Annotated in this window: 17 protein-coding genes; 5 read left to right on the top strand and 12 right to left on the bottom strand. The window is 59.4% G+C overall.

The genetic code is table 11. The features are described 5' to 3' along the window. Nucleotides 1-55: 55 nt before the first annotated feature. The 9 genes from lon to nrdR form a co-directional block, all read right to left on the bottom strand. Nucleotides 56-2,500 (bottom strand): endopeptidase La, encoded by a 2,445-nt coding sequence (lon, locus tag R3F64_RS15880; RefSeq protein WP_085917789.1) that lies wholly within the window; start codon nucleotides 2,498-2,500, stop codon nucleotides 56-58. Between the two features lie 91 nt (nucleotides 2,501-2,591). Continuing rightward, a complete protein-coding gene (locus tag R3F64_RS15885; protein ID WP_085917788.1) occupies nucleotides 2,592-3,848 on the bottom strand; it encodes a DUF945 family protein in 1,257 nt (418 codons plus the stop codon). Between the two features lie 48 nt (nucleotides 3,849-3,896). Continuing rightward, a complete protein-coding gene (locus R3F64_RS15890; RefSeq protein ID WP_199283660.1) occupies nucleotides 3,897-4,370 on the bottom strand; it encodes a phosphatidylglycerophosphatase A family protein in 474 nt (157 codons plus the stop codon). Further along, nucleotides 4,367-5,344, bottom strand: a complete 978-nt coding sequence (gene thiL / locus R3F64_RS15895) for a thiamine-phosphate kinase (protein WP_199283661.1) — start codon at nucleotides 5,342-5,344, stop codon at nucleotides 4,367-4,369. The genes R3F64_RS15890 and thiL overlap by 4 nt, the downstream gene beginning before the upstream one ends. 59 nt (nucleotides 5,345-5,403) lie before the next feature. Beyond that, a complete protein-coding gene (nusB, locus tag R3F64_RS15900) occupies nucleotides 5,404-5,907 on the bottom strand; it encodes a transcription antitermination factor NusB (RefSeq protein WP_085917785.1) in 504 nt (167 codons plus the stop codon). Then, the gene (gene ribH / locus R3F64_RS15905; RefSeq protein ID WP_199283662.1) at nucleotides 5,900-6,391 is read right to left on the bottom strand and encodes a 6,7-dimethyl-8-ribityllumazine synthase; all 492 of its coding nucleotides are present in this window, start codon (nucleotides 6,389-6,391) and stop codon (nucleotides 5,900-5,902) included. Before ribH ends, nusB begins: the two co-directional genes overlap by 8 nt. 29 nt (nucleotides 6,392-6,420) lie before the next feature. Continuing rightward, nucleotides 6,421-7,578, bottom strand: coding sequence for a bifunctional 3,4-dihydroxy-2-butanone-4-phosphate synthase/GTP cyclohydrolase II (gene ribBA / locus R3F64_RS15910; protein ID WP_085917783.1), 1,158 nt, complete (start codon nucleotides 7,576-7,578; stop codon nucleotides 6,421-6,423). Between the two features lie 42 nt (nucleotides 7,579-7,620). Beyond that, nucleotides 7,621-8,781: a bifunctional diaminohydroxyphosphoribosylaminopyrimidine deaminase/5-amino-6-(5-phosphoribosylamino)uracil reductase RibD gene (gene ribD / locus R3F64_RS15915; RefSeq protein WP_267905867.1), complete on the bottom strand. Its 1,161-nt coding sequence runs from the start codon at nucleotides 8,779-8,781 to the stop codon at nucleotides 7,621-7,623. A 2-nt stretch (nucleotides 8,782-8,783) separates the two neighbouring features. After that, a complete protein-coding gene (gene nrdR / locus R3F64_RS15920) occupies nucleotides 8,784-9,260 on the bottom strand; it encodes a transcriptional regulator NrdR (protein WP_085917782.1) in 477 nt (158 codons plus the stop codon). Between the two features lie 144 nt (nucleotides 9,261-9,404). On the opposite strand from nrdR, the gene R3F64_RS15925 reads away from it, so the two are divergent. Then, a complete protein-coding gene (locus R3F64_RS15925) occupies nucleotides 9,405-11,168 on the top strand; it encodes a sugar phosphorylase (RefSeq protein ID WP_199283663.1) in 1,764 nt (587 codons plus the stop codon). A gap of 172 nt (nucleotides 11,169-11,340) precedes the next feature. Further along, nucleotides 11,341-12,087, top strand: coding sequence for a thiol:disulfide interchange protein DsbG (dsbG, locus tag R3F64_RS15930; protein ID WP_199285483.1), 747 nt, complete (start codon nucleotides 11,341-11,343; stop codon nucleotides 12,085-12,087). 5 nt (nucleotides 12,088-12,092) lie between these two features. Here the strand turns inward: dsbG and R3F64_RS15935 are convergent, their stop codons facing one another. Beyond that, nucleotides 12,093-12,506 (bottom strand): DUF6691 family protein, encoded by a 414-nt coding sequence (locus R3F64_RS15935; RefSeq protein WP_199283664.1) that lies wholly within the window; start codon nucleotides 12,504-12,506, stop codon nucleotides 12,093-12,095. After that, a complete protein-coding gene (locus R3F64_RS15940) occupies nucleotides 12,503-12,964 on the bottom strand; it encodes a YeeE/YedE family protein (RefSeq protein ID WP_085917779.1) in 462 nt (153 codons plus the stop codon). Before R3F64_RS15940 ends, R3F64_RS15935 begins: the two co-directional genes overlap by 4 nt. A gap of 160 nt (nucleotides 12,965-13,124) precedes the next feature. On the opposite strand from R3F64_RS15940, the gene ylqF reads away from it, so the two are divergent. The 3 genes from ylqF (at nucleotide 13,125) to htpX (ending at nucleotide 16,428) form a co-directional block, all read left to right on the top strand. Continuing rightward, complete coding sequence (ylqF, locus tag R3F64_RS15945; RefSeq protein ID WP_085917778.1) at nucleotides 13,125-14,078, top strand: ribosome biogenesis GTPase YlqF; 954 nt, start codon at nucleotides 13,125-13,127, stop codon at nucleotides 14,076-14,078. Nucleotides 14,079-14,136: 58 nt separating this feature from the next. Beyond that, a complete protein-coding gene (locus tag R3F64_RS15950; protein WP_199283665.1) occupies nucleotides 14,137-15,384 on the top strand; it encodes a pyridoxal phosphate-dependent aminotransferase in 1,248 nt (415 codons plus the stop codon). 138 nt (nucleotides 15,385-15,522) lie between these two features. Next, nucleotides 15,523-16,428: a protease HtpX gene (gene htpX, locus R3F64_RS15955; protein ID WP_085917776.1), complete on the top strand. Its 906-nt coding sequence runs from the start codon at nucleotides 15,523-15,525 to the stop codon at nucleotides 16,426-16,428. An 80-nt stretch (nucleotides 16,429-16,508) separates the two neighbouring features. On the opposite strand, the gene pdxB is transcribed toward htpX, so the two are convergent. Continuing rightward, nucleotides 16,509-17,654: a 4-phosphoerythronate dehydrogenase PdxB gene (pdxB, locus tag R3F64_RS15960; RefSeq protein ID WP_332612558.1), complete on the bottom strand. Its 1,146-nt coding sequence runs from the start codon at nucleotides 17,652-17,654 to the stop codon at nucleotides 16,509-16,511. Nucleotides 17,655-17,749 lie beyond the last annotated feature (95 nt).

Genomic DNA, 17,749 nt, shown 5'->3' on the forward strand with positions numbered 1-17,749 from the left:
TAATCGATAGCAGCATCACCAATTAAGCAAGTCAATGACTAATTCGCTTAATGAGCTATTTGAAAACAACCTTGGCCACATCACGATAGCGATTGGCAAAGTGCACTGTCATGCCTTCTCTAAGGTAATCGGGCAGCTCTTCATAATCACGCCGGTTTGCCTCCGGCAGGATGACTTCAAAGATGTCACTGCGGCGCGCCGCAATCACTTTTTCGCGAATGCCGCCCACAGGCAGTACCTGGCCGGTGAGCGTCAGCTCACCCGTCATGGCCAGAGGACGGTCAATAGCCTGATGCCTGGCCAGTGATAGCAGCGCCGTGGTCATGCTGACCCCCGCCGAGGGACCATCTTTGGGCGTGGCACCTTCCGGCACGTGCAAGTGTACAAAGGCAGAGTCGAAAAAGTCGCTATCGGCGCCGTATTCCTGCAGATGGCCAAGCGTATAGCTGTAGGCAATATTGGCAGACTCCTGCATCACATCGCCAAGTTTGCCGGTAAGCTTGAAGCCACGATCCAGAGAATGAACCTTGCCCGCTTCGATGGGCAAAGTGGCACCACCCATTGCCGTCCAGGCAAGACCGGTAACCACGCCCTCACCTTTGAGGACTTTTTCCTTGCGGAAGATGGGCGCGCCCAGGAATTCCTCGAGGTTCTTAACCGACACCTTGACGGTCTCAACGTCGTCTTCCAGCAGCTTGACGGCTGCCTTGCGCACGATGCGGTGCAGCTGTTTCTCCAGCTGACGCACCCCCGCTTCCCGGGCGTAGCCCTCAATCACCTGCTTTAGAGCGGCGTCACTGAGCTGAATACGCTTTTTGGGCAGGTTGTCGCGCTTGAGCAGCTTGGGCCAGAGGTGATGCTTGGCTATCGCCAGCTTTTCCTCGGCAATGTAGCCCGACAGACGAATTTGCTCCATGCGATCCAGCAGCGCACTCGGTATGGAATCCAGGGTATTGGCCGTACACACGAACAGCACCTTGGAGAGATCCATACGGACATCCAGATAGTGGTCGAGGAAATCGACGTTCTGCTCCGGGTCGAGTACCTCGAGCAACGCCGATGCCGGATCCCCTTGGAAAGACTGGCCCAGCTTGTCGATTTCATCGAGCATGATCACCGGATTCTCGACTTCGACTTCCTTGAACGACTGAACCAGCTTGCCGGGCATCGCGCCCACGTAGGTACGGCGGTGTCCCTTGATCTCGGCCTCATCGCGCATGCCGCCGACGGAAAAGCGATAGAACTGACGACCCAGCGCTTCGGCAATCGAACGCCCAACAGAGGTTTTACCCACGCCAGGCGGGCCTACCAGCAGCAGAATCGAGCCGCCAACATCGCCCTTGAAGGACCCTTCGGCGAGGAATTCGACAATCCGTTCCTTGACGTCTTTCAAGCCGTCGTGATCACGGTCCAGGACTTGTCTGGCATGATTCAGATCCAACTGGTCAGGACTGGTCACGCCCCATGGCAGCGACGTCAGCCAGTCAAGATAATTGCGTGTCGTGCCGTACTCAGGCGAACCGGTTTCCAGTACGCTGAGCTTGTCCAGTTCATCGTCGATCCGCGACTGGACCCGCTCGGGCACCACCAGCGATTCCAGGCGGGCGCGGAAGGTATCGACATCGTTTTCACGGTCGTCCTTGGAAATACCCAATTCGCGCTGGATCACCTTGAGCTGCTCGCGGAGGAAAAACTCACGCTGACGCTCCTGCATCTGCGCGTTGACCTGCTCGCTGATTTCGCTTTGCAGCTGTGCAACGTCAATCTCCTTGCGCAGCAGTGGCAGTACCTTCTGCATGCGCTCAGCAACATCCAGCGTCGACAGCACATCCTGAAGCTCCGGACCCTTGGCAGAGGTAATCGCCGCGGCAAAGTCGGTCAGCGGACCGGGTTCGTGCGGGCTGAAACGGTTCAGGTAGTGCTTGAGCTCTTCGCCGTACAGCGGATTAATGGGCAGCAATTCCTTGATCCCATTAATAATCGCCATCGCATAAGCGCGGGTTTCTTCGTTTTCTGCATCCACCGGCTCTTTGGGGTAACTCACTTCAACCAGGTAAGGCGGCGTGCTGGATAGCCAACGCTGAATCTTGAAGCGCTGCACACCCCGGGCGATAAACTGGATCTGCTGATCCTCACCCTTCATCTTGTGAACTTTGACCGCCGTGCCAATGGTCGGAAAGCCTTCACTATCCAGGGAGTCGATACCCTGCTCACCCACATAAGCAACCCCTACAGTCTGGTGCGGGGTATTACCCACCCGGCGCATGGTCTCTTCCCAGCGTTCACGATTGATGACCAGCGGTTGCACCTGGGCGGGAAAGAAGGGCCGATTATGGATCGGTAGCAGATAGATACGTTCGGGAAGCATGTCACTGGCGGGCACCATTGAGTTGACACGCTCACCGTCTGATCGGAATTGGTCGTCCTCACCCTGCGAGGTCGGATCGTTGTCGTCCTGCACGTTAAAGTGGTCGTCTCGGTCAAATTCCTGGTCGCTCATGAACCCTCCAATCAACACCTGCCGGTGGCGATTGCCGCTCGGCTTTGTGATGGAAATGCGGGCACATCAGACAAACTTCAACCGTTGACGCTCAGGGCCATAGATTGGGCATTGGACGACCATTGACGCGCCACTGGCCACGCACCACGTCGAACGCCAGTTCCTGAGTACCCAACGGCAGCCCCAACCAGAGGGCCGCGACGGTCGGGGCATCGTGCCAGGTAAAGTCCCCGTCGATACGCTCACGCCAACGCGCCTGCTCTTCAGGCTCATCCAGCTTGGTGATGTCCAACTTGTCCAGCTGGCGGTTGTCAAAGAACAGCGCGCCATCGGCATCCAATCGAATCCCCAGCAGCGGACTGTCGACAGCGATGGTCGAGACATCCAACCGCGGTGAATCGCTTAACAGCTGACGCAAGTCGGGCTGCAGGCGAGTCAGGGTTCCCTCCGCCAAGGGTAAGCGAGCATCGCCCCATGCGGCTTCCTGGCGCAGTTGACGTATGGTATCGCGCACCGCATCGGCATTGATCCGGGAAAGCTCCATTTCCATATGGCCGTTTTGCAGTAACGGCGTGTCCGGCGCTTCGGAAGGCACCCTGACCTCGCCAATATGCAGCTCTCCTTTCACGCGCAACTCCTGCTCGTCGAGCATCATCCGGCTACTGACATCAAGCGGGGCTATTTGCACATCAAAAGCAGGGTAGGACAGCGCCACATTCTCGATATGTAGAGAATCGTACTGGGTAAAGTGGTAGGCGTCTTCGGTGTAGGTGTAGCGGCTCTCCAACGTCGAGGGCCCGACACGCAGCTCGGCCGGCCCATCGGTAATGGTCAGTTGATCCATCAGCGCCCGTAGCCGCCAATCGCCGTAAACGCCCTCTAGGCGCAGCCGACCACCGCGCACGGCTAATTCCCTGCCGTTTTGCTGAATAACGAAGGGAGCAAGCGCCAGACGCAGTTCGCTGTGACCGCTCAATGTGTGGTAAGTGCCTTGCCAACGCGGTACGGAAGGCGCAGATACCTCCCCCAACGCTTGCTGAAGGACGGTATCGAGGCGAGGCAAAAGCGTGCCTTCCACGTCGGTGCTTAAAAGACCGTGACGGGCCGTGTAGCTAAGCTCCAGTCGCCAGGGCCGCCCGAGCAAAGGCGAAAGAACCAATCGGCCTTGTGAGGTTAACCATCCCTGATCGCTTTCAGTACGCGTCACCCGCCACTCACCGCGGGCGGCCAGGTCATCCAGCGCCTGACGCAGGCTGCGCTCGAACAACACGCTTGAAAGCAGCTGTGCCGCTACCCATAGCACGGCTATTACCGCCAGAACGGGGACAATCAAACGTTCCTTGCGCATGGCATCTCCCTTGAGCCAAACGCGCCAACGGGCAGCGTTATTAAACGGTCAATGCAGCCAAAACCACAGATGCATTATGCTCCAGGCGTAGATCCCTGCCATCACATCATCGATCATGATGCCAAACCCGCCGGCCACCCTCCGGTCCGCCCAGCGGATAGGCCAGGGTTTGAATACATCGAAAATGCGGAACACCAAAAAGCCCCACAGTGCAGATTCCCATGAAAACGGCACCGCCGCCATGGTAATCCAGTAGCCGACAAATTCATCCCAAACGATCCCGGAATGATCATGCACCCCTAAATCGTTGGACGTTCTATCGCACAGCCATACGCCGATCACAAAGGCGACAAAAACAATACTTAAGTACCAGCCTAGCGACAGATCGGCCATTAACCAATAAAAAGGAATCGCCGCCAGCGTGCCAAACGTACCCGGCGCAAAAGGCACGGCACCACTGCCAAGCCCAAAGGCAAAAAAATGCGTGGGCCGACGCCAAACGCTTGCAGGGGCATGATTCATGGCGTCTCTCCCTTGAAATGCTGCCAGCCGTGATAGCGCTGAACGGGAAGTCCATGCACGCCCAAGATGTCGCTGCACTCACCAATCACGTGGAGTGGAACGCCTGACGCAGCAAGCTGCTGGCGCGCTTGTTCGACGTGAGTCGAGGGCAACGTCACCAGTAGTTCATAGTCGTCGCCGCCGGTCAATGCGGCCTGTCGAGCCGCTTCTGGCCCCAAGGCATGTTCCAGGCCTTCAGCCAGCGGCAATGCGTCCAGCGATAACGTTGCCCCTACGCCAGATGCCTCGCGCAGATGGCCCAGATCAGCTAACAGTCCGTCTGAAATATCAATCGCCGCGGTCGCCCACTCGCGCAACGCTTCGCCTGCCGCCAAGCGCGGCGTCGGCCATAAATAGCGCTCAAGCAGCGGGTGAGCCTTATCGCGTTCACCCTCTCGCCACAGCGCCAAACCGCCGGCTCCCCCGCCCAGCGCGCCGGTAACGGCAATCACGTCGCCAGGCCGGGCGCCGCTTCGTGTCAGCGCTGTGGTATTGGGCACGTCACCCATGACAGTCACGGCGATGGAAAGCAGGCCGGACGTGATGTCGCCACCCACCAGCGTTGTTGCGTGCCGGTCAGCCAGTGCGGCAAACCCCCGCGCATAGCCCGAGAGCCAGGCATCAGCAGCGTTATCATCGGCAAATTGCGCCTGATCAATGGTCAGCGCCATCACGCACCAACGTGACGTCGCCCCCATGGCGGCCAGGTCACTCAGCGCCACAGCCAGCGCACGGTGTCCAATGGCTTCAGCGGGTGCTTCGCCGGGGAAGTGAACATCTACCACCGAGGTATCCACACTCACCACTAGCTGGCGGCCCGGCTGTGGCGTCAGTACGGCAGCATCATCACCGACCCCCAGCGCCACGCTCCGAGAGCTCGCATCGCGACACGGCGACGTAAAATAACGTCGAATCAGATCAAATTCGGCAAGCACAAAGGCCCCTTGAACGCAACGTCAGCAAGAACGCGCAGTCACCCGGTCCATGGGGCCGGTTAGCGGCGACGCGCACTGACTTCGGCACTCCGCAAGCGAATGGCTAACTTGTCGAGAATGCCGTTCACGTATTTATGGCCGTCAGTGGCACCAAACGACTTGGCCAGCTCAACGCCTTCGTTAATGACCACACGATAAGGCACTTCCATACGCCGCGACAGCTCGTAGGCTCCAAGGCGAAGAATGGCCAGCTCGACGGCATCCAGGTCTTCCAGACGACGGTCAAGCAACGGTGCTATATCCCGGTCCAGCTCCGCACTGAAACGCGACGTATTGATCAGCAGCTCATGAAACAGCGCCTTGTCAGCAATCTCCATCACCTTGGCCCAATTCTCATGATCTTCCATGTCGGCATCAGGTAGATGGCTGCGGAATTCGGCCTCAATGGTGTTGATCGGCTTACCCGTCATGTGCCACTGATAGAGCCCTTGCACCGCCAGCTCACGCGCCGCTTGCCGGCCCTGCTGGGCAGCCGAAGGCTTGCGCTCACGACGTTCACTCATGAGTATCACCCGGCGCAATAGCGCGCAGCAACGAAACCATTTCCATGGCCGCCATGGCCGCTTCAGTACCCTTGTTACCCGCTTTGGTACCGGCACGCTCAATGGCCTGCTCGATCGACTCGACGGTCAGCACGCCGTTGGCGATGGGCGTATCGAACTCGAGCTGTAGTTGGTTGAGGGCGGTATTGCAGCCACCCGCCACATATTCAAAATGCGGCGTTCCACCGCGGATCACCGCCCCCAGGGCGATGACCGCGTCAGGCTTCACCACCTTGAGGACACGCTTGACGGCCAGCGGCAGCTCCCAGGCACCGGGGACGTGCACAATATCGATGTGCTCCATATCAACGCCATGACGAACCAGGCTATCGACGGCGCCCTCCACCAGACTGTCTACGACATGGTGATTGAACCGGCCAACCACGATGACGTAACGGCCATCGACGTCGACAAAGGTACCTTCAACTTGAGAAAGGGATTGCATCAATTTATTCCTGCTAAAGTGTATAACGGCTAAGCGGTGGACTCATCGGACGTATCGTTCGGCCCCAGCCGCTCGACGACTTCCAGGTCAAAGCCGGAAAGTGCCGAGAATTTCCAGGGCGAACTGAGCAAACGCATTTTACCCACGCCAAGATGGCGAAGTATTTGCGAGCCGGTACCGATAGTTAAGTAATTTCCCGCGCCGTCAGAATCGCTGGTGCGCGGTTGGCGCACGCGCTCTAAAAAGACATCCAACTGGTCTTTGAGGTCTTGATGCGGGCGCCCGTCATCGATCAGCACCAACACGCCCGCAGGAGCCTCGGATATTTCGACAAGCGCTCGTTGGGCATCCCATCGACATTGCTCGTCTTTGGTCAACCCCAGCACATCACGCAAGGTGTCGGCCAGATGGACCCGCACCGTCGTGGGCTGCTCAGGCGCTGGCTGGCCCTTGACCAGGGCTAAGTGATGCGCGCCCTGAATGCGGTCGCGAAACACATGCAGCGTCATCTCGCCCTGGGTGGTAGTAATCGGCGAGGCTTCGAGATGATCCACCGTCTGCTCATTGACGATGCGGTAGTGAATCAAATCGGCAATGGTGCCCATCTTGATGCCGTGCTCTTCAGCGAAAGCTTCAAGCTCAGGACGGCGCGCCATGCTGCCGTCATCGTTCATGACCTCACAAATCACGCCGCTCGGGTCACAACCTGCCAGGGCTGCCAGGTCACAGGCGGCCTCGGTATGACCGGCACGACGCAGAACGCCACCGGGCTCGGCCATCAGCGGGAAGATGTGTCCCGGCTGGACGATATCGGTGGGTTTGGCATGCGGGGCAACGGCGGCCTGGACGGTCCGCGCCCGGTCGGCGGCGGAGATCCCCGTGGTCACGCCTTCGGTCGCTTCGATCGACAGGGTGAACTTGGTGCCAAACCCGGAGCCGTTGTCGCGTACCATCAGCGGCAGATTCAGCTGTTCGCAGCGCGCCCGTGTCATCGGCAAACAGATCAGGCCGCGGGCAAAGCGTGCCATGAAGTTGATATGCTCCGCCTGGACTTTTTCAGCGGCCATGATGATATCGCCTTCATTTTCGCGATCCTCGTCGTCCATGAGAATCACCATTTTGCCCTGGCGAATATCATCGACCAGTTCAGCAATGGGGGCTAGTGTCCCAGAGGAAGCGTGCGCCATGGAATCTCCAGTAAAGTTGTCGCAAGGGTGCGATTTCGCGCGTCAGGGTACCTTGGTATCGTCGCTCGTGCCAGTCACCACTGGCGAGGCGATAATTCGCCAATCCTGTCCAACGGCCCGCATATCGTGAATAGTGAGGCGCTGCTGGTCGGCCATCTGGACAAGCCCCGGGAGTGCAAACAGCGGCCTGGCGTCTCCGCCCAACAGCGTCGGCGCGACAAATAGCTGCATTTCATCGATCAATCCCGCGTTTAGCATGGCGCCGGCGAGTGTGGCGCCGGTTTCAACCAGCAGCTCATTAACCTCTTCGTTTGCCGCCAGCCACTCAAGCAGAGCCGACAGATCAACACGACCCTGGGCATCGGCGGCTAACACCTGCACCTCAGCCCCAGCGTCTATCAGTCGCCCGCGCTTCTCAGTATCCCTGGACGTGGTAACAATCAGCGTACGCCCGGGCGCTCGCAAACAGGCGGCTGCCAACGGCAATCGCAGTTGGCTATCGACAATTACCCTCAGCGGCTGGCGCCTGGCGATGTCAGCGGCATCATCCAAGCCGAGTTGCTCGGCACGAACCGTCAGGCGTGAATCATCCATGATGACGGTCTCCACACCACTCAATATCGCACTTGAACGGGCACGTAATCGTTGAACCTGCGCGCGCGCCTCAGGACCAGTAATCCACTGGGATTCACCCGACCCCATGGCGGTGCGACCATCGAGGCTCATCGCCATCTTCATGCGCACAAAGGGACGTTTGCTCGCCATACGGGCGATAAAGCCAGGATTGAGCGCGCGGGCGTCTGCCTCCAGCAACCCGACTGACACCTCGATCCCCGCATCTTCCAAAAGGCGAATGCCCCGGCCACTGACCTGAGGATTGGGGTCTACCATGGCCACCACTACGCGCGCCACCCGAGCGTCTTGCAACGCCACGGCGCAGGGGCCAGTGCGGCCAATATGTGAACACGGCTCTAACGTGACATAGGCGGTCGCGCCACGAGCGTTCTCGCCCGCCGCAACCAATGCATTGACCTCCGCATGCGGCTCACCCGCGTAGCGGTGATAGCCCTCGCCCACAACCTTACCATCGCGGACAAGTAGGCAGCCCACACGAGGGTTGGGGTCGGTGGTGTACAGACCGTATGCCGCTAGCGCCAGCGCGCGGGCCATGTAACGATGGTCATCGGTACTGAACAAGGCCACGCTCACGTTGAGGGCCTGCCGTCAGCAGGTTCCTGGGACAAGCGATCAATTTCAGCCCGGAATTCGTCCAGATCCTGAAACTTGCGATACACGGATGCAAAGCGAATGTAGGCCACCTGATCGAGGGTGTTCAAGGCCTGCATGACCGACTCACCAATATCGCGGGCGTCAATTTCCCGGTCTCCCCGCGCGCGAAGCGTCTGGCGTATCCGCTCGACGGACGCCTCAATGGCCTCTGCGCTGACCGGCCGCTTTTCGAGCGCCCTCAGCATACCGGCACGCAGCTTGGTTTCGTTGAAGCTTTCGCGCGAACCGTCAGACTTGACCACACGGGGCATGACCAGCTCGGCGGTTTCATAAGTGGTAAAACGCTCCTGGCAACTTGCACATTGGCGACGGCGACGCACCTGGTCACCGTCGGCTACCAGCCGCGAATCGGTCACGCGAGTATCGTTAGCACCACAAAAAGGGCAATGCATGGCGTTCAACCTGTTGTCGGCCCGTGCGAAAGCGCTGCACGAGAAAGCAAAATACGACCTGTTAATGCGCTATTAACCGCCTATTGTAACGTTTTGGCACACAAGCTGCACCGTTTGTGGAAGCCTGTTTACTGGGACACCCTTATGACCGCCTTCGACGACACTGTGCACGTTTATCTGGATCACCTTTACGGGCCCCGCGCCACGGAGGTTCAGCGCCGCCTGAATCAACGCCTGGCGCATTTTTGCCCAGCGTCGGAGCCGCAACTTTCCATCGAGCAGCAGGGTCAGCGTGCACCATTGTGGAGCGAGAAAGACCAGTGGCTGATCACCTATGGTGACTCTATCGTTGATGACCCAGCGCCCCCGCTGGCAGTGCTCGACGACTTTTTGCAAGCGCGTCTCGGTGAACGTATCAGCAGCGTCCACGTACTGCCGTTTTTCCCGTGGAGCAGCGACGACGGCTTTTCAGTAATCCACTACCGGGAAGTAAACCCCGACCTGGGCGACTGGCAGCATATTCAGACCCTTGCCCGCCACTACGACCTGATGGCGGACCTGGTGCTCAACCATGTGTCCCGGGAGTCGTTATGGTTTGTCGACTATCTTAGCGGTAGCCTACCGGGGCGCGATTATTTTATCGAAGTCGACCCCGACACCGATGTGTCGGCAGTGGTTCGGCCACGTAGCAGCCCGCTGTTGGTGCCGATATCCACCCGCCGGGGAACACGTTACCTATGGGCGACGTTTTCCGAAGACCAGCTCGACCTGAACTTCGAAAACCCCGATGTGCTGCTGGAATTTGTCGGCATCCTGCTGTTTTACCTCGAGCAGGGCACCCGTATCGTGCGCCTGGACGCCGTCGCCTTTCTATGGAAGCGGCTGGGAACCAACTGCATTCACTTGCCGGAAACCCACACCGTCGTGCGATTGCTACGCGCCATTGTGGACCACGTTGCCCCCGGCACGCTGCTGATCACCGAAACCAACGTGCCGCATCACGAAAACATCAGTTACTTCGGTCTTGACCGCCTCGCCGACGGCCCGCCCGACGAAGCCCACATGATCTACCAATTCACCTTGCCGCCGCTGCTGTTGCACACCCTGACACGGGGCGAAACGCATACCCTGCAAGGCTGGCTGGCCAGCCTGCCGCCTCTACCCGACCACTGCACCTATCTCAATTTTACCGCCAGCCACGATGGCATTGGCGTACGCCCACTGGAAGGCCTGTTACCCGATCACGAACGCGATGCGCTGCTCGAACTGATGCACCGATTTGGCGGCTTTGTCAGCATGCGCAGCAACCCCGACGGCAGCGACACCCCCTATGAAATCAACATCACCTGGTTTGAAGCCATGCAAGGCACGCGCAAAGGCCCCGATCCGTGGCAAATTGCACGTTTCTTGTGCAGCCAGGCGATCATGCTCAGTCTTCAAGGCATTCCGGCCCTGTATATCCATACCCTGACCGGCACCCTCAACGACGTGGAAGGCGTTGAGCGCAGCGGTCGCTTACGCTCTATCAATCGCCGCCGCTGGCAGCGCCGCGAACTCGATTTACTCCTCGACAGCACCGCCACACCCACCCATGACGTTTTCAATGCGCTGAGTCGATTGCTGGACTGCCGACGCCGGGAGCCCTGTTTCCACCCCAATGCCGCACAGCGCGTACTGACTTCGGATCCATCGTTGCTGGCCATCGAACGTGGTCCGCTGGCCAACGGTCGCCGCCTGTTGGCGCTATACAATGTCACCGAGGTGCCCCTATCATTTGATCAGCTCGGTGATGACGTCCAGCACGCGTTATCGTCAGTCCCATGGCAAGACCTCAACGCCCGATCCTCTGGTCAAGCCACCGACCCTTTGCCTCCCTATGCCGTGCGCTGGCTGGTTCATGGCCCTTGATATTCCCGGCATCGATTTATTAGCGGAAAATGATGCCGATTCAGGCCCTGCGCGTTAGGCTATCCCCTCGATTCTGCAACGATTGAGGAACGCTATGCGCGATGTGTTCACCCTGCACCGCTTATTCCAACCCCGGCCAACATCACGCCGTTCGCCCCTATTCGGCAGCGCGATGCTCGGCATGCTCATGATGCCGACAGCCCAAGCGGACTCTCTCCCCGCCCCTGTACAGGCACTGGCGGATCAAGGACTGGAGATTCACGGCGAATTTGACGCCCCTGGCGGCATGCGTGGCTTTGGCGCCAGCCGTCAGGGCCAGGAAGTGACCATCTACCTCACCCCCGACGGCGAGCACGCCATTACCGGCTCGCTGACCGACCAGGAGGGCGACAACCAGCTCGAGGAAGCAGCGCTGGACAAGCACGTACGGGCACCACTTGAAGCACAAACCTGGCAACTCCTCGAAGACAGCTACTGGATTCAGGATGGCCAGCGTGACGCGCCACGGGTGGTTTACACCTTTACCGACCCCAACTGCCCCTACTGCCAGGCTTTCTGGGAAGCCGCACGGCCCTGGGTTGAAGCAGGCGAGGTGCAACTACGCCATATCGTGGTGGGCATTCTTGACGCCGACAGCCCCGCCAAGGCCGCATCGCTACTCGCTGCCGACGATCCCGCCGACGCCCTTGCCCGCCATAAGCAAGGCGACCACATCCGCGCCAGCGCCCAACCTCGTGAAATTGAAGAGCAGGTATACAGCAACAACCAGCTGTTTGACGGTCTGGGCCTCTACGCCACCCCGACCAGCGCTTTCAAGCGCCAGACCGATGACGGCGTCACCCGTCTGGACCGCGTCGAAGGCATGCCGGATGAAGAGCGCCTGGAAGAAATGATGGGCGGTCCGGCACCTGAGCAATAGCGTCGTCAACGCCTGGCGATCACCCAGCCCAGCACCATGGTCGCCAGCATTGCCACCAGCGGTAGCGTGGCACCGCCCAGCGACGCGATGGCGGGCCCCGGACAGTAACCTGAAAGCCCCCACCCCACGCCGAACAACGCCGCCCCGATCAACAGTCTGGCATCCAGCCCCTGCTTATCGGGCAGTTGAAAACGCTTTGCCAGCAGAGGTACCGGCTGCTTCAGCACGAAACGGTAGCCGATAAAGGTGGTAATGACCGCCCCGCCGAGTACAAACATGAGCGTCGGATCCCAGTTGCCGGCGACATCCAGGAAGCCGACCACCCTGGCCGGATCAGTCATGCCCGATACCGCCAGTCCCAGACTGAACAGCAGGCCGGCTACATAGCTCGCCACCAGGGTCAGAGCCTGTCTGCTCATGCTCCACCTCCCAGGACGTGACGCACGACATAGACGGTCACCAGGGCGGCACCCAAAAACGTGACCGTCGCCGCCAACGACCGCGGTGAGAGACGCGCCAGACCGCACACCCCATGACCACTGGTACAGCCACTGCCGAGCCCGGTGCCCAGCCCCACCAGCAGGCCGGCCACCAGCATCAGCGGCACGCCGCCCAGCGGCTGGCCGATAACCGCGCCGGGGTGATTGACGACATTGCCCCATCCAGCACCTAGCCCCATTAATAGTAATGGCCCGCTGACCAGGCCGACGAGAAACGCCGCCCGCCAAGCGCTATCGCCCTTAGGCCGCTGGGCGATCAAGTTACCGACAATACCGCTGATACCGGCGATTCGTCCCAGGCTTGCCATCAGCCAGACCGCCGAGATACCGATCAATATGCCACCTGCAAGCCCCTGCAGGCTCGATGACAGTTCCATGTATTGCTCCTCTTCAGCGATTACTTAGCGGCATCATACCGCTCCATTAACTATATACTTATATCACAAGCGAATATATGACCGGCATCACGCGTTAACAACCGTTTAGCCACCTCCTTCTGTTAAGATGCACCGCATTAGCAATTTGCAGGAGAGACCCATGCTCGGCTGGTTCCCCGGACATATGAACAAGGCCCGCCGCCAGATCCAGGAGGCGCTGCCGGAAATCGACGTGGTCATCGAAGTGCTCGATGCGCGGCTACCCTACTCCAGCGCCAACCCCATGCTGGCCGAGTTGACCCGCCACAAGCCGGTGCTCAAGATTCTCTCCCGTGCGGACCTGGCCGACCCGGAGCGTACTGCCGAATGGGTCGCATTTTTCGACGCCCAGGACGACACGCGCGCGCTGGCAGTCACCACCACCAATACCCGAGAACTGAAAAAAATTCCCCAGCTCTGCCACGAGCTGGCGGGGGCCGTTCGTGTCGACCGCGATGTACGTGTCATGGTGATGGGCATTCCCAACGTGGGTAAGTCGACACTGATCAATGGCATGGCAAGGCGTAAGATCGCCAAAACCGGTAACGAGCCAGCGGTGACCAAGCGCCAGCAGAAGGTACGCATCGACGGTCGGGTCGCGCTCATCGACACCCCCGGCGTGCTATGGCCCAAGATTGAAGACCAGGCCAGCGCCTACCGTCTCGCCGCCAGTGGCGCGATTCGTGATACCGCGATTGAATACACCGACGTGGCGATCATCACCAGCGCGGAACTGGCGAGACGTTACCCGGATGCACTGACCGCCCGCTACAAGCTCAAGACGTTGCCCCGCTATGCGCCATCCAGCACCGATGAGGTCGATGCTGACGGCCCGCAAAAGCCTGATTTTCTGGCGATCGCAGGCTTTGACGGCCAGGCCATTCTCAAGGAAATAGCAGGCAAGCGTGGCGGGCTGCGCCCCGGCGGCACGGTTGACCTGCACCGGGGCGCTGAAGTCTTGCTGCACGAACTGCGTGACGGCAAGCTGGGAAGGCTGACACTGGAAACCCCCGACGATATTCCACCGCCGCCGGTGCACAGCGACGAAGACAGCACCTCCCATTCCGACGCATAATGAGGCATCGACCGACAATGCCGCGCGGCCACTGGACACTTTTTGGAAATCAAGGCTCATGGACACCCCCCAACCTCAAGAATCCCCCACGCTTAAAAAATCCCACAAGCTGAGTAACGTCTGCTACGACATTCGCGGCCCGGTGCTCGACCATGCCAAGCGGCTGGAAGAAGAAGGCCAGCGAATTCTCAAGCTCAATATCGGCAATCCTGCGCCGTTTGGCTTTGAGGCACCCGAAGAAATTCTTCAGGACGTCATGCGCAACCTGCCCACCGCTCAGGGTTACTGCGACTCCAAGGGGCTCTACTCGGCACGCAAGGCAATCATGCAGGAATGCCAGCGCAAGCAGATTCCCGGCGTCGGCATTGAGGACATTTACATTGGTAATGGCGTTTCCGAGCTGATCGTCATGGCCATGCAAGCACTCCTCAACGACGGCGACGAACTGCTGATCCCCGCCCCGGATTACCCGCTGTGGACCGCCGCGGCGCACCTTTCCGGGGGTCATGGGGTGCATTACATGTGCGACGAGCAGGCGGACTGGGCGCCGGACATGGCCGATATTCGCGCCAAGATCACCAGTCGCACCCGCGCCATTGTGCTGATCAACCCCAACAACCCTACCGGCGCGGTCTATCCGCCCGCCGTGGTGTGTGAAGTGCTGGATATCGCCAAGCAGCACAATCTGGTGGTGTTCTCCGATGAGATCTACGACAAGATTCTCTACGACGGTGTCGAACACACCGCCACCGGTGCGTTGGCAGATGACGATCAACTGGTCATCACCATGAACGGACTGTCGAAAAGCTACCGCTGCGCCGGGTTTCGCTCGGGCTGGATGACCATTTCAGGCACACTGGCCAAGCTCCACGCCCAGGATTTCATTCAGGGGCTGACCATGTTGGCCTCGATGCGTCTGTGCGCCAACGTGCCCGCCCAGCACGCCATTCAAACGGCCTTGGGCGGCTACCAGTCGATCAATGATCTCATCCTGCCCGGCGGACGTTTGTTGGCCCAGCGCGATATCACCGTGGAAAAACTCAATGCCATCCCTGGGGTATCGTGCGTAACACCCAAAGGGGCGCTGTATGCGTTTCCACGCCTAGATCCCAAGGTGTTCAACATCAAGGACGACCAGCAGATGGTGCTTGATCTGCTGCTGCAAGAGAAGATCCTGCTGGTACAGGGCACAGCGTTCAACTGGCCAGAGCCTGACCATGTTCGCATTGTCACGCTGCCATGGGCTGATCAGCTGGGCGATGCCCTGGACCGCTTTGCAAACTTCCTCGCCCGCTATCGGCAGTAAAAGATACGATATTTGGCGTGAGTACTTGAAACCCGGGCACACTGCACGTATCTAATCAAACCAGTACGGCTCGACAGCAATCGTTCTGCTCAACGCCGCCAAACTCAAGACGGTTATATCCTAGGGAGAATCCGCCACATGATGCGCATTTTGCTGTTTTTAGGTACCAACATAGCGGTGTTGTTGGTCGCCAGCCTGACATTACGACTGCTTGGGGTGGAAAGCTACCTCAACGCCCAGGGCATCAACTTCACCGGCTTGCTGATTTTCTGCTTTATCTTCGGCATGGCGGGATCAATGATCTCGCTGTTCATCTCAAAGTGGATGGCCAAGCGCAGTACCGGTACGGTGATTATTGAAAACCCGTCGAACGACACTGAAAGGTGGCTGGTCGACACCGTCGCCGAACTGGCCCGCGAGGCTGGCATCAAGACGCCCGAAGTGGGTATCTTCCCGGCACAACAGTCCAATGCCTTTGCGACGGGCTGGAAAAAAGACGACGCCCTGGTAGCGGTTTCCGCCGGGCTTTTAAATCGCATGCGCCCGGATGAAGTCCGCGCTGTGCTGGCCCATGAGATCGGTCACGTTGCCAACGGCGACATGGTCACTCTGGCCCTGATTCAGGGGGTCGTGAATACCTTTGTAATGTTCTTTGCCCGCGTCGTGGCCCATCTCATCGACGGCTTCCTGAAAAGTCGCAGCGATGGTGAGGGCGGCCTGGGCTTTATGGGCTATTTCGCTGTCGTGATGGTCGCTGAAATCATCTTCGGTATCGCGGCCTCGGCCATCGTGGCGTGGTTCTCGCGCTTTCGTGAATACCGTGCCGACGAAGCAGGCGCACGCCTCGCAGGAACCAGCGCCATGGTCAATGCCTTGGCCCGCCTGAAAGGCGAAACCGAAATGCCCGACCAGATGCCCGATACCCTGCGTGCCATGGCCATCACTAAAGGCCAGACACGTTCGCTGGTCGAGAAACTGTTTGCCAGCCACCCGCCGCTGGATGATCGTATTCGCGCGCTTAAAGAAGCCGCTTATCGTCAGTAAACAGTCAAGGTAGGACACCTGAGAGGCCCGCTTTGAGCGGGCCTCTTTGCGTTGACAGACAGCATCTATGATGATGTTTTTTATGCAACGCTTACCCGGAACCCCGCAGCGCCGAGTGGCTCAAACAACTCGTGGGCAGCGCCTTTCAGCCGCACTTCGAGCGTGGCAAGCTCGCGGCGCAGCGGGTAGTGGGTGCGGCAATGGTCAAAGCCTTTTGCCACCCCCAACTGGTGCACTTGGCGCTGAAGGGTGTCGTGATCGCGGCGCGTATCATATACCGCCCGAACGCACAGCCTGAGCGCATCCTCCACCGGCAGCGCCTGCTCGAGCGTCAGACTCTCAAGCGCTGGCGGCGGGCAGAGTTCGTCAAACCCCAACGAGCTCGACTGACCCAGATGGGCCGCCAACGCCTGGTGGATCATCCAACTACCGCGCAGCTTGCCGTCCAGGCTGTGGCCAGCAACATGGGGCGTAGCCAGGGCCGCTAGATCGTGCAGATTCGCATCGATGGCAGGCTCCTGCTCCCATACATCGAGCACGGCGATGATATCGCCCTGGCCCGCCAGCCGGCTGCGTAGCGCCAGACCATCCACACAATCCCCCCGCCCGGCGTTCAACAGCACGCTGCCCGGTGCCAGCTCATTGATTCGCTGTGCGTTGAGCAGATGATGGGTGGCATGGGGGCCGGATGCCACCAGCGGCGTATGCAGACAGAGCACATCACAGCGGGCGATGAGTTCGTCGATATCAGAAAAGCCATGGGCACCTTCCTCCTCGGCCCTGGGTGGATCGCAGGCCAGCACCGATATTCCCAGTGCTTTCAACCGTGCGAGCAGTCGGCTGCCCACATTACCCACGCCCACTACACCAACGCTGCGCTCACTCAGTGCCCAGCCCTCACGCTCCGCAATCGTCAGCAAGCTGCTGAGGACATAATCGACAACCGCCTCGGCGTTGCAGCCAGGCGCGCTGGCAAAGCCGATACCTTGCTCGTTCAGAAAGGCCTGATCGATATGGTCGGTGCCGATGGTACAAGTGCCGACAAACCCGACGCGGCTATTGGCAAGTAGTGCCTGATTCACCTGAGTCACCGAGCGGACAATCAACGCATCGGCATCAGCCACGTCGGCAGCGCTGATCTCGCGACCGGGCACGCGCGCAAGCATGCCGAAGGCCCCAAAGCAAGCGTCGGCGGCTGGGATATTGGCGTCGATAACAACTTTCATAGGCGTTTGCTTATCCGGGCTTTACAATACGCCCGCAACGACGTTTGCTGCAGGCAGGTTTAAGGAGGCGTTACAGAGAATGCCAAGGAGAATGT

The sequence above is a fragment of the Halomonas sp. 5021 genome, assembly GCF_036663435.1.
Classification (GTDB): Bacteria; Pseudomonadota; Gammaproteobacteria; order Pseudomonadales; family Halomonadaceae; genus Vreelandella; species Vreelandella janggokensis.